This window comes from Pseudactinotalea sp. Z1732 (genome assembly GCF_049724975.1).
In the GTDB taxonomy this organism is placed as follows: Bacteria; Actinomycetota; Actinomycetes; order Actinomycetales; family Beutenbergiaceae; genus CALKWS01.
This window is the reverse complement of sequence record NZ_JBMPQC010000003.1, coordinates 215,455-228,393: the sequence shown is the minus strand read 5'-3', so window position 1 is coordinate 228,393 and position 12,939 is coordinate 215,455. Positions and strand designations below refer to the sequence as shown.

Annotated in this window: 7 protein-coding genes; 5 read left to right on the top strand and 2 right to left on the bottom strand. The window is 70.7% G+C overall.

The genetic code is table 11. The features are described from left to right. Positions 1 to 10 precede the first annotated feature (10 nt). Genes ACPL7H_RS08330 through ACPL7H_RS08320 form a run of 3 tightly spaced genes read left to right on the top strand, consistent with a single transcriptional unit; the run spans position 11 to position 4,181 of the window. The gene (locus ACPL7H_RS08330; RefSeq protein WP_424786347.1) at positions 11 to 1,615 is read left to right on the top strand and encodes an NADH-quinone oxidoreductase subunit M; all 1,605 of its coding nucleotides are present in this window, start codon (positions 11 to 13) and stop codon (positions 1,613 to 1,615) included. Further along, positions 1,615 to 3,186 carry an NADH-quinone oxidoreductase subunit NuoN gene (nuoN, locus tag ACPL7H_RS08325; RefSeq protein WP_424796499.1) on the top strand — a complete coding sequence of 524 codons (1,572 nt, stop codon included), beginning with the start codon at positions 1,615 to 1,617 and terminating at the stop codon, positions 3,184 to 3,186. The genes ACPL7H_RS08330 and nuoN overlap by 1 nt, the downstream gene beginning before the upstream one ends. After that, positions 3,183 to 4,181 (top strand): polyprenyl synthetase family protein, encoded by a 999-nt coding sequence (locus ACPL7H_RS08320; protein ID WP_424796498.1) that lies wholly within the window; start codon positions 3,183 to 3,185, stop codon positions 4,179 to 4,181. Before nuoN ends, ACPL7H_RS08320 begins: the two co-directional genes overlap by 4 nt. Before the next feature lie 293 nt (positions 4,182 to 4,474). On the opposite strand, the gene ACPL7H_RS08315 is transcribed toward ACPL7H_RS08320, so the two are convergent. Together ACPL7H_RS08315 and eccCa are read right to left on the bottom strand one after the other, a co-directional pair. Then, the gene (locus tag ACPL7H_RS08315; protein WP_424796497.1) at positions 4,475 to 5,581 is read right to left on the bottom strand and encodes an IS110 family transposase; all 1,107 of its coding nucleotides are present in this window, start codon (positions 5,579 to 5,581) and stop codon (positions 4,475 to 4,477) included. Positions 5,582 to 5,763: 182 nt separating this feature from the next. Continuing rightward, the gene (gene eccCa, locus ACPL7H_RS08310) at positions 5,764 to 9,744 is read right to left on the bottom strand and encodes a type VII secretion protein EccCa (RefSeq protein WP_424796496.1); all 3,981 of its coding nucleotides are present in this window, start codon (positions 9,742 to 9,744) and stop codon (positions 5,764 to 5,766) included. Between the two features lie 93 nt (positions 9,745 to 9,837). Here eccCa and ACPL7H_RS08305 point away from each other — a divergent pair, with 93 nt between their 5' ends. Then, complete coding sequence (locus tag ACPL7H_RS08305; RefSeq protein ID WP_424796495.1) at positions 9,838 to 11,319, top strand: hypothetical protein; 1,482 nt, start codon at positions 9,838 to 9,840, stop codon at positions 11,317 to 11,319. A 45-nt stretch (positions 11,320 to 11,364) separates the two neighbouring features. Then, the gene (locus tag ACPL7H_RS08300) at positions 11,365 to 12,825 is read left to right on the top strand and encodes an RDD family protein (protein ID WP_424796494.1); all 1,461 of its coding nucleotides are present in this window, start codon (positions 11,365 to 11,367) and stop codon (positions 12,823 to 12,825) included. The last annotated feature ends 114 nt before the right edge of the window (positions 12,826 to 12,939 follow it).

The following is a 12,939-nucleotide window of genomic DNA, read 5'->3' as shown; positions in this document are numbered from 1 at the left end:
AGGAAGATACATGTTCGGACTTGAAGACTTCCCCTGGCTGACGGCGATGATCGCCGTGCCGGCGGTGGCAGGTGTGGCGGTGTGGCTGCTCAAGCCGCTGCGCCGGATCGCCCGCCCGATCGGCCTGGTGGTCAGCCTGGCGGTGCTCGGGGGTGGGGTGGTGATGGCCACCGGCTTCGATGTCGGCTCGGCCGACCAGGTGCAGATGAGCACCACCGCCTCGTGGATCCCGGCGCTGGGGATCAGTTACGACGTCGGCGTGAACGGGATGGGCCTGTCCCTGGTGCTGCTGGCGGCCCTGCTGGTGCCCATCGTGCTGGTGGCCGCCTGGAACGAGGTACGCGCACCCGAACGGGTGGCCGTGACCACTTCCGGCGGCGACTCCGTCGAGGCGACCGGGGATGCGGTCGACACCGAGGCGCTGGAGAGCCGGCAGGCCACGTTCGTCGGCCTGATCCTGATCCTGCTCGCGCTGATGGTGCTGGTGTTCGCCGCGCGTGACCTGTTCCTGTTCTATCTCGCCTTCGAGGCGATGCTGATCCCGGTGTACTTCCTGATCGGCGTCTTCGGTGGCCCCGACCGCCGTGCGGCGGCGGTGAAGTTCCTCATCTACTCCCTGGCCGGTGGGCTGATCATGCTCGCCGGGTTGGTCGTGGTCTTCGCCCAGACCTGGGGTGACGCCGAGGGGATGCGGATGGACAACCTCTCCGACGTCTTCGCGGACAACCCGACGATGGGCATGTGGGTCTTCCTGTCCTTCTTCGTGGCCTTCGCCGTCAAGGCGCCGATGGTGCCGGTGCACACGTGGCTGCCTGACTCGGCCGCGCAGGCGACACCGGGCACCTCCACCCTGCTGGTCGGTGTACTCGACAAGGTCGGGACCTTCGGGATGATCGCGATCCTGCTGCCGATTTTCCCCGGTGCAGCCGCCCAGGCGGCGCCGGTGATCATGGTGCTGGCGGTGATCTCGATCATTTACGGCGCGTTGCTGGCCCTGGGGCAGAACGACCTGATGCGGATGATCGCCTTCACCTCGGTGTCCCACTTCGGGTTCATCGTGCTGGGCATCTTCGCCGGCACCCAGACCGCCATGGTCGGTTCGATGCTCTACATGCTCGCGCACGGGCTGTCCACAGCCGCGATGTTCCTCATCGCCGGGTTCCTCATCCAGCGCGGCTACAGCGCGGACATGCGGACCTACTCCGGGATGCAGCGCGTCACCCCGGTCCTGGCCGGTACCTTCCTGTTCGCCGGGCTGAGCACCTTGGCCCTGCCGGGACTGAGCGGGTTCATCCCCGAGTACCTGGTGCTGATCGGCAGCTACGAGGCACACCCGGCCTGGGGTGCCGCAGCGGTGATCGGTGTGGTCCTGGCTGCGCTGTACATCCTGATGGCCTACCAGCGCGTGTTCACCGGCCCGATTCCCGGACCGCCCGCGGGCCGGACCCTCGGGCTGCCGGCGCGGGCCGGCCTGAGCGACCTGGTGGCTCGGGAGAAGTGGCTGCTGGTGCCCCTGGGCCTGGCCATCGTGTTCCTGGGCGTGTATCCCGCCCCGGTGCTGGACCTGTTGTCCGGCGTCGCTGATTCGTTCGCCTCGATCCTCGGGAGCGCCTGATGAACCCCTTCGAACCGCCGGTCGTGCAGTGGGGCGGGATCACCCCGGTCCTGATCGTGTTCGGCGCCGCCGTGCTCGGCGTGCTGCTGGAGGGGTTCCTGCCCCGCAAGGTCCGCCGGGTCGTGCAGGTGGTGCTGGCGATCGGTTCGCTCGGTGCGGCGCTGGTGGCGGTGGGCTGGCGCTGGAGTGTCGTCCAGGCCACCGGCCCCAGTGAGCTCATCGGTGGCGCGGTCATCGAGGACGGCCCGGCCCTGGCCACCCAGGCGGTGCTGCTGGTGTGCGCACTGGTCGGTGTGCTGGTGATGGCCGACCGCGCCGGTGGTGAGGACGCCTTCACCGCCTCCGCATCCGCGGCCCCCGGCAGCCGGTACGAAGCACTCACCCGGACCAAGGGTCTGGTGCAGACCGAGGTGTTCCCGCTGACGTTGCTGGCGGTGACCGGGATGCTGGTCTTCCCGTCCTCGGGCACGCTGCTGACGCTGTTCATCGCCCTGGAAGTGCTGTCACTGCCGCTGTACCTGCTCGCCGGGCTGGCCCGTCGGCGTCGGCTGCTGTCCCAGGAAGCGGCCCTGAAGTACTTCCTGCTCGGTGCCTTCGCCACAGCCTTCGTGCTGATGGGTATCGCCCTGCTGTACGGCTACTCCGGGTCGTTGCGCCTGGACGAGATCGCTGCAGCGGTTCCGGCGATGGCGGGTATGGACGGATTCCTCCTGGCCGGGATCACCCTGGTGCTGGTGGGGCTGCTGTTCAAGATCGGCGCGGTGCCCTTCCACAACTGGGTGCCGGACGTGTACCAGGGCGCGCCCACCCCGGTTACCGGATTCATGGCCGCCTGCACGAAGATCGCCGCGCTCATGATCATGATGCGCCTGGTCTACGTCGTGGCGCCGGGGCTGGCCTGGGACCTGGGACCGATGCTCTGGGCGGTCGCGATCGCCACCATGGTGCTGGGCACCGTGCTGGCGTTGGTGCAGAGCGACGTCAAGCGGATGCTCGCCTACTCCTCCGTGGCGCACGCCGGGTTCCTGCTGCTGGGCGTCATCGCGCTGGACGCCTACGCCGTACCGGCGGTGTTGTTCTACCTGCTGGCCTACGGCCTGGCCACCGTCGGCGCCTTCGCCCTGGTGACCCTGGTGCGCGAGCGTGATGCGGACGGCAACGTGACCGGTGAGGCCCTCTCGATGAACCAGTGGGCCGGGCTGGGGCGCACCAATCCGTGGTTGGCCGCGAGCATGGGCCTGTTCCTGCTGTCCTACGCCGGCATCCCGCTGACGGGTGGGTTCATCGGCAAGTTCACCGTGTTCTACGCCGCCGTCGCCGGTGGGGCGTGGCCGCTGGTGGTGATCGCGGTGCTGGCCAGCGCGGCCGCGGCGTTCTTCTACGTCCGGTTGATCGTGGCGATGTTCTTCACCGACCCGGGCCCGGAGACCGGGCGTAGCACCGTGGTCGTGCCCAGCGAGGGAATGACGGTGGTGGCCGTCGGGATCGCCGCGGTGGGGACGGTCCTGTTGGGTGTGCTGCCCGGACCGGTGCTGGACGTGCTGGGCGACGCCGCTATGTTCCTACTGTGACCACCACACCCCTCCCGCTCGGCGATCCCGACGTGGACGCCACGATCGGGGCCGAGCTGGCCGCCATCGAGGAGCGGCTGATCGAGATGGCTCAGTACAACGAGCCACTGATCGAGCAGGCCTCGGAGCACCTGATCGCCGCCGGCGGGAAGCGGATGCGCCCCGCGCTGGTGCTGTTGACCTCGCTACTGGGAAAGGGCGTCGACGACCGCGTCCGGCAGGCCGCGCTGGCCACCGAACTCACGCACCTGGCCACGCTCTACCACGATGACGTGATGGACTCCGCACCGCTGCGCCGCGGTGCCCCGAGCGCCCACGAGGTGTGGGGCAACACGATGGCGATCCTGACCGGGGACCTGCTGTTCGCCCGCGCGTCCCGGCTGGTCTCCGAACTCGGCCCGGTTGCGGTGCGGATCCAGGCCGACGCCTTTGAACGGCTGGTACTGGGCCAGATGCACGAGACCCTCGGCCCGCGGGAGGGCCAGGACCCGATCGAGCACTACCTGGGCGTGCTGGCGGACAAGACCGGATCGTTGATCGCGGCTGCGGCCCGGTACGGCACCTACTTCTCCGGCGCCGACGAGCAGGTGCAGGCCGCCGCCGTGGCATACGGGGAGAAGGTCGGGGTGGCGTTCCAGCTCGCCGACGACGTGATCGACCTGTCCGCGGACGCCGCCACCACCGGGAAGATTCCGGGCACGGACCTGCGCGAGGGTGTGGCCACGATGCCGGTCCTGCTACTCCAGGCCAGAGGGGAAGGCCTGGACGCCGAGGGCCGGGCGATCCTGACCGCACTGCAGGGTGACCTCTCCGACGACGACGCCCTCGATGAGGTGGTACAGCGGCTGCGTACCCACGAGGTGACCGAGGAGGTGCGCGTCCTGGCCCGGCGGTGGGCTGCCGACGCGGTCGCCGACCTGGAGCCGGTCGCGGACTCCACCGCCCGGCGGGCCCTGGAGACCTTCGCCACCCTGCTGGTGGACCGCCTCGCCTGATATGTGGGGCTTGTTTGTCAAGTGGGCAGGGTGAAGCGCCGCCGGACTGGCCGTGTCTGGCGGCGCTTCGTCGTTCGCTGGGGGCGGGTCGGGGTGCGGCGTGTCTGGTGACGCGTGGTCAGTCTGATATGCGCGGGTTGGTTACCGCATGACCGTGTTCCGGCGAGAGCGTCCGAGCGTGTCTGAGGTCGAGCGTGGCCGGCGGGTGCCGGCTGCTCACAGGCGAATCGCTGGTGCGCTCCTCACGCTGCATGCTCCCCGGCCCGGTGGCCGGCGAACGAGCTTTCGGGTGGCTAGTCCATGGTGGCCAGGGACCAGCACCAGCCGGCGAGTTCGCGGGCGATCGCGGTGTTGGCGATGGTGTGCTTCTTCTTGTGGCTGGTCAGGACCTGCCAGCGGTGGTGCAGTCGCCGGTTGCCGGCGTCGCCGCGCGCGGCCACGGTGGCGGGCGCCAGGGCCCACCGGTCCCGCATGGTCTTCCCGGGCCGGTAGTCGCTCTTGTGGTGCCAGGCGGCCTCGATCAGCAGCCGGCGGGCGTGGGTTTTGCCGGTCTTGGTGATCGCGCCCAGGTGTCGGGTGCCGCCCGAGGAGTGCTCACTGGGCACCAGGCCGAGGTAGGAGGCGATGGTGCGGCCGGTGAACCGGTGCCAGTCGCCGATCTCCACCGCGAGGGCGAACCCGGTCAGGGTGGAGATCCCGCGCAGGCAGCCCAGCCGGCGAGTGGTCGCGGTGAACTCGCTGTCCGCGGCCGCGGTGAGGATCTCGCGGTCGAGGCGGTCCCGGCGGGCACCGATCGTGGTGACCGCGTCGTAGGCGGCGTCGAACGCCGCCAGAGTCCCGGCCCCGGCATCCTCGAGCCCCTCCCGGCGGACCCGCCGCAGCCACGCGTCGTGAACCCCGGTCCAGGCCGCCTTGCCCTGGTCGTAGACGATCCCGCGGCGCAGCAGCAGCTTGCCCTGCCGGTGCCTGGCAGCCATCAACTCCACCCGGGCGTCATCACGGGCACGCACCAGGTCCCGGGCGGCCTCCTCGGCCACCGTCGGGACGCGCACCGCCACCAGCTCCTCCATCCGCAGCAACCGCGCCAGAAGCAGCGCGTCGCGCTTGTCGGTCTTGACCCGTTCCCCGGCGGGACGCAGGATCTTCGATGGCGCCGCGACCGTGACCGGCACCCCCGCCGCGATCAGCTTCCGGGCGAGCCCGAAACCCGTCGGGCCCGCCTCGTACGCTGCGTGCACCAGCCCATGACCAGCCGCGATACCTGCCACCCACTCGGTGACCTGCCCGCCATCCGCAGGTAGCCCCACCTCGATCAACTCACCGGTCGAGGTGTCCAACGCCGCCGCTCGCACGCTACGCGCGTGCACATCCAACCCAATCGCCGTAACCTCACTGAACACCAGGGCCTCCGCTGCATGTCGGCACCCCCAGCCACTCTGGGGGATGATCCACGAATCTGCACCGTGAGGCCCTGGACCCGTCAAGACTCAGAACCCCACCACCCTCATATGGTCTGAGCCGGCTACCCGGGCTGACCCGTCGCCGCAGTGCCGTTCCCGGCTCAGTGCTGGGACTTCCCGGCTCAGTGCTGGGAAGGGTTGTGGGAGAGTTGGACCACCTGGACGCCCTTTGCCCGGGTGACCAACTGGCCACGACCGGGCGGGCCGGGCTGGGGCTTGGCGGTACCGATCAGGGCCCCCTCGTCCTTGCTGCCCGAGAGCACCACCCCGGGGGCGGCCAGGTCCTTCAGGGACTGGATGATCGGCTCGAACATCGCCCTGCTGGCACCACCGGTACGCCGGGTCAGGATCAGGTGCAGGCCCACGTCGGAGGCTTGCGCCAGCAGCGGTTGCAGGGAGGCCACCGGGTTCCCGCTCGAGGTCGCGACCAGGTCGTAGTCGTCCACCAGCACGTACACCTCCGCGCCGCTCCACCAGGATCGTGCCCGCAACTGTGCGGGGGTCACGTCCGGGCCGGGCAGCCGGGTCCGCAGGTACTGCGCCACCGCGGCCAGCTCCTCCGTCGCCTGCTCTGCGGTGGTGAAGTACCCGGCCAGGTACTCCTCGGGGATCTCCGCGAGCATCGAGCGGCGGAAGTCCACCACGAAGATCTGCGCCTCCTTCGGGGTATGCAGGCGCTGAACCTCCTTGGCCACCCCGCGCAGGAACGAGGACTTGCCCGAACCGGAGTCGCCGAACAGGTACAGGTGGGAGTCGCTGCGCGGGTCGAAAGCGACCGGTGCCAGGGCGGCCTCGTCGATGCCGAGCAGGATCTTGGCACGCTCGGTCTCACCGGCCAGATCCAGGACCTCCTCGGCGGTGATCACCTCCGGTAGCAGCCGCAACTTCGGCGCCCGGGGCCCGGTCCAGGCCTGGTTCACCCGGGCGATGAGTTGTTCCACGCCTTCCCCGAGGGTCTCGGCGTCCCCGGAACCGTCGATCCGGGGCAGCGGAGTCAGCACGTGATGCTTGCTCACCACCAACCCGCGACCGGGCCGGTTCCTCGGCACGTTCTGGGCCACCCGGCGATCGAACTCCGAATCCATCGGATCACCCAGTCGCAGCTCCACCCGGGTGCCGAACAGGTCCTTGACCTGGGTGCGGAAATCCATCCAGCGCCCGGTCGCGGCGACCAGGTGCATGCCGAAGGTCAACCCCCGGGCCGCGACCGCCTGGATCTCCATCTCCAGCCCGTCGAACTCCGATCGCAGGGTCGGCCAGCCGTCCACGATGAGGAAGATGTCCCCGTAGCCGTCGTCGGCCCGGCCCTGGCGGCGGCGTTGCCGGTAGGTCTCCATCGAGTCGATCCCGTTCTCCCGGAAGTACACCTCCCGGTCGTTGACGAGCCCGACGATCTCGGCCAGGATCCGGCGCACCACGTCCGGTTCGGACCGGGTGGCCACTCCGGCCACGTGCGCCATGCCGGCCATCGGGGTGAACGTCCCGCCCCCGAAGTCCATTACGAAGAACTGCACTTCCAGCGGGCTGTGCGTCAGCGCCAACCCGGTCAGCACGCTGCGGGCCACGGTGGACTTACCACTGCGCGGCCCGCCCACGATCGCCATGTGGCCACCGGCACCGGACAGGGAGATGGACAGGGTGTCCCGGCGCTGTTCCAGTGGGCGGTCCACGATGCCCAGCGGGAAGGTCAGCGCACCGGAGTTGCGCCAGGACGGCGAGATGAGGCCGAGGTCGGCGTCGGTGGTCAGATCCGGCATCATCTGGTCGTAGGTGGAGGGGGTCACCAGCGGCGGCAACCACACCTGGTGGGCCGGGGGGCCCTGCCCCTTCATCCGTTGCACCGCGATGTCGAACGTGACGCGCTTCTCCTCCGGCTCGTTGCTTCCGACCGGTTCGGGTTCGTCCTGGGTCTCGGGCAGCAACACCGGCGCAGCGGTGTAGGGCTCCAACCGGATCTGCTGGGGTGCCGCCGCGGTGCGCGCCCGCCCGGCCCCCCGCCGTCGGGTCTTCGGCGGCGCGGACACGTACGCGGCCCTGAACTGGATCAGGGTGGAGGCGTCGGGCTTGAGGAACCCGTGGCCGCCGCCGCCGGGTAGTTCGAACGCGTCGGGCACCCCGATCACCGCCCGGGAGTCCGCCCCGGAGAACGTCTTCAGCCCGATCCGGTAGGACAGGTGCGACTCCAGGCCCCGCAGGCGGCCCTCCTCCAGCCTCTGGGTGGACAGCAGCATGTGCATCTGCAGCGACCGCCCCAGCCGGCCGATCGCCACGAACAGTTCGGTGAACTCGGGTTTGGCGGCCAACAACTCGGAGAACTCGTCGGCCACGATCAGCAGCGCGGGCAGCGGCTCCAGGTCGGTGCGCCCACCCTTGCGAGCCTTCTCGTAGTCGGCCACATTCGCGAAGTTGCCCGCCGAGCGCAGCAGTTCCTGACGGCGCACCATCTCACCCTTGAGGGCGTCCTGCATGCGATCCACCAGCGTCAGCTCCTCGCCGAGGTTGGTGATGATCGCCGAGACGTGCGGCATGTCCGCCATGCCGGCGAAGGTGGCCCCACCCTTGAAGTCCACCAGCACGAAGTTCAGGTCCTCGGAGGAGTGCGTCATCGCCAGGGCCAGCACCATGGTGCGCAGCACCTCGGACTTGCCCGAACCGGTGGCTCCGATCAGCAAGCCGTGCGGGCCCATTCCCTGCTGCGCCGACTCCTTGATGTCCAGGGCCAGCGGCTGCCCGTGGCTGGTCAGGCCGATCGGCACCCGGAGCCGGTCGCGGGGCAGGCGTGGTTTCCAGGCCACCTTCGGGTCGAAGTCGCGTACGTCGGGTTGGCCGAGCAGATCGGTCAGTTCGGCCGAGACCGCCTGTTTGGAGGTGGACTCCTCCCCGCCGGAGACCAGCATCGGCATCAGTCGGCGAGCGGTGGCCTCGGCCTGCGGGATGGACATCTCATCGGCCAGGCCCCGCACCGGCGGGTGGCCCCGGTGCAGCACCTGCAACGGCACCCGTCCACGATCGGGGCCGCTGGCGATCCGGGGGTGCAGCAGCAACCGCAACGTGTTCCAGTCGGTCAGTTCCTCCCAGGTCTCCGGCAGTTCCAGCACCGTGATCCCGCTGACCCCCTCCTCGGTGATGAGGGCGTTACCGGCCGGGACGTGCCCGCCGTCGAGCACGATCACCACGTGCGGTTCGGCCGTGGCACCACCGCGCTGGAACCGGGGGCGATCCGGCAGTCCCGCGGGCAGCAGGGACTCCACCTCCGCCAGGGACTCACCCACCATCCGGGCCGCCCCCACACCGTCGCGCTCGGCCCCGGACTGGGCGTGCGGCAGCCACTTGACCCACTCCCAGTCGGCTTGCACCGCCGCGGCGGCCACCACCGCGATCTGCAGTTGCGCAGGCTCGACGAACGTGGCCAGATGCATGAGCATCGCCCTGGCCTGGGCGCGTGCGCTCTGTTCGTCCCCGGCGATCTGCACCCGCGCGACATCGCGCAGGTCGATCGAGTCCGGTAGACCCGGCTGCTCGGCGTGGGTGAGTAGGAACCTGTGCGCGGCGCTGGCGGCGACCGGGTCGAGTTGGGACACCGGTGAACTCTGCGGTGCCTCCAGCGTCATCGCCAGGGGCTGGGTGGAGCGGCCCACGCGCACCCGGAGCAGATCGGCGTCGCCGCTGTCCCGTTCCCAGACCCGGGTGCGGTCCTCGGCGAGCATCACCAGCGCATCGGGTTCGGGCAGGAACCATTGCAGGAACCGGCGCTGCCGGCGGGCGGCGGAACGGACCGTGGCGCGCATCTCGGCCAGGTAGGCCAGGTACTCCCGCCGCATGTCGGTGACCTCGCGGGCGTGCTGGCTCTTCTGCCGCCAGATGTTCATTCCCACCATGGACAACGCCATGAACAGGAACATCCCACCCATCAGGTAGATCCGATTGCCGGTTCCCTGGCTGAAGGAGATCATCGCGATCGAGCCCATCGACCCGACCATCGGCAACGCCGTCATCAGCGTGTTCGAGGCACCTTCGGGCTTGATCAGTTCCGGTGGGGGCTGGAGCTGGAGGTGTCCGGTGGGTGCCTTGGGCGGGCTGAGGCGCTCTGCTTGTGCAGTCACCGTCACGACCTCCATCCCCTCGGGACAACCTCGGTCAAGACTAGTATGGGAACGGCCGGTTTCAGGCATGTCCAGCGCTGAGTGGGGGGTCAGGTGAGTACGTCGACGGCGTTGCTGCGCGTGGCGCTGCTGACCGGGTCGGGCAGGTTGGACCTGGCCGTGACGCCCGAGGCCCGCCTGGCCGATATCCTGCACAGCGCCGGGATCGACGCCGAGGCCACGATGGTCACCTCGACCGCCGGTACCGAGATCGACCTGCAGGCCCCGATCGCGGATGAGATCTCCGACGGCGCCGTGCTCAGTGTGGTCGCCGACGACCGCACCACGCCTGACCGGCCCGGGCGCGCCGCCGATACGCCCTCCCGGTTCCGGCGGTTGCCGGCCGGTCTGGCCGGTTGGGTCGTGTGCGGGCTCGGGCTCGCGCTGTGCGCGGTGATCGTGGCCTCCCATGCGGCGAACCTGCTCGCCGGGGCTGCGCCGTACCCCCGTTGGTTGGGGGTGGGCGCCCCGGTTCTGCTCGGCGCAACCGGGGTGCTGCTCGCCGTCCGCCGGCTGCCACTGGACGCTGGTGCCGCCCGCAGCGGGGCGGGGCCCGACGGCCCCCCGGCGCGGGAACCGGGGCGATCCGACGGCGCCGCAACCGGTGACCTGAGCGGCCGGGCCGACCATGGGCTGCTGGATGAGACGGTGCTGGCCCCGGTGTTCGGTTTCGCGTCGGGGTTCCTGGTCGCCGAGCCCGGACAGTACGGGGCGCTGCGCCTGGGTCTGGTGCTGGCGCTGCTCAGCGCCTCGGTGCTGGCGGTGCTGCGATACGCCGTCAGCCGGCGCGAGATGGCCCCCTCCCACGGGATCGCCGCGGTGCTGGCCGGGGTATGGACGGCGGTCGCGGCCCTGTTCGCCCTGGCGCTGCTGCTGGACCTTCCTGCCTATGTGGTGCCTGCGCTCATCCTCGGCGCGGCCCCCCTGATGATCCGGTCGATGCCGAGCGCGGCGTTGGACATCCCGGAGGAGCAGGCGCTGGACATGCCCTTCCTGGCCCGGACCGCGATGTCGGTGCGGGGAGTGCTGCCGCGTTCCCCGGCGCGAGTGCGCATCGACCACGTCTCCCGGCGGATCCGTCAGGCCGAGCACCGGGAGCGTGCCGGGATGATCTCGGCGAGTGTGCTGGTGGCCGCGATGATCCCGGTGGTGCTGGCCGGTTACGAACCCGGCGGTCTGCGCGGCTGGGGCACGGTGGCCCTGGTGGCGTTGCTGGTGCTGTTCCTGACGTTGGCTCCACGCTCCTTCCGGCGGCCGGCGGACAAACTCCCCCCGCGTCTGGCCCTGTTCAGCGTGTTGGTCCAGTTGGCGGTGGGGGTGCACAGGTTCCCCGACGCGCTGGCCTGGGGACTCGTGTTGATCGTGGCTGCGGTGGGGTTCGCGTTCCTGGCGGTTCCGCTGGCCCGCGGGTACCGCTCCGTGCGCTTTTCCAGGATGGGCGACATCCTCGAGGCGATCACGGTGGGGCTGGTGCTCCCGGCGGCGTTGCTGGCGGCCGGTGCGGTGGAGGGATTGCAGACGTTGACTGCCCGGTAGCGGCATTAGACTCCACACCAGCGAGCAGGACAGGGGTTAGTGCGAATGAGCGTGCAGATGGCGTCCGCGCCGCAGGTGAACAGGGGTCGTGCCGCAGCCCCCTTGCCGGCATGCGGTCCGGGCCGGCGCATTCTTGCCCACGGCATCGACCTGGCCGCGGTCGGCGCGGTGACCGCGGCGGCCTACCTGCCCACCGGAAGTGTGCTGCTCGGGGCGGTGCTGCTGCTGGAGGCGGCCCTGGGGCTGGCGGTCTGGGAAGCGCGATCCGGCCGCACCCTGGGCAAGCACCTACTCGGTGTCCGTGCCGCACAGGCCCGGTCGGACTACGCCCCCGGCCTACGCCGCGGCATGGTGCGCTCACTGCTGCTCGGAGCCTCCCACGCGGTGGTCCTGGTGGGTCAGTTCCTCCTGATCGCCACCACGGTGCTGGACCGCGCGGGAAGGGGCCAGGCCTGGCACGACCGCGTGGCGGGCACCCGGGTGGTGAACGTGCGTCCCGATGCCCACCGGAAGGCACCGGCGCCCCGATACGCACCCGCCGTCCCACCCGCCCCGCCCGGCCCGTACGGCTCCGGCGCATCCGGCTATGCCGGAGGTCAGGGCGCTGGACACCCTCACCCTGCGGCGGTGCCCTCTGGTCAGCTGCCCCCCGCTGCCGGTTACGGACAAGGATCCGGTGGTGCGGGCCCGCACTCATACGGTCCCCCTCCCGGCGGACCCGTCCCGCAGGCGCCGGCTGCGCCCCCGGCTGGTCAGGTGCCAGCAGCGGGAGGACCGCCACCTCCCGGACCGGACGCGGCGCCCGACGGGCAGCACAGCGCGCCGGGACCGGCGGGCCCGGTCGCTGACCTCCCGCAGGGTCAGGGGCTGCCCGGGCCACCGACCGGTGCGGTCGCCCCCGCGCACCCCTGGAGCGGCGATCTCCCGGGCACGCCGGGGCACCAGTACGGCGGTGCCGGTGCCGGTACCGCCGGGACAGAACAGGCTGGCCCGGTTGCGCCGCTCCCCCCGCCGGTCCCGGGCCGGTCTGCGCCCGGTGCGTCCACGCAGGCCGGTCTGCCCGAGCACACCTTCGATCCCGCACAGCCAGGAGCCACTCCCGCAGACCCGCGCACCCTGCACCCCACCGAACTGCCGGACCTGGAGGACGTGCGCGACTCCGGGGCCAGTGCGGTCTTCGTGCTCACCGTGGACGACGGCGTGTCGGTGACGGTCAGCGGAAACGGACTGATCGGGCGCCGTCCGCAGGCCGGCCCCGGTGAACGAGTCGCGCACCTGGTCGCCGTGGATGACCCCGGCCGTTCGCTGTCGCGCACGCACGCCGCCTTCGGTATCGACGCCGATGAACTGTGGGTGCAGGACCGCGGATCGGCGAACGGCACCGTGGTCGTCAGCGCGGACGGGACCACCACACGGGCGTTCCCGGGCACGCGGGTACCGGTGCCCGAGGACGGTCGCATCGAGGCCGGTGAACGCTCCATCACGGTGCAGCGCTGGCGGTCCTGACCGCGTGCCGACAGTCCTCATCGTGCTGCCGGCACTACTGATCGGCGTGCGGGTTACTCCCGGCGGGGGGATGAGGGACCGGCGAGGTGGCCCGCACCGGGCGGGTGCCCGTGG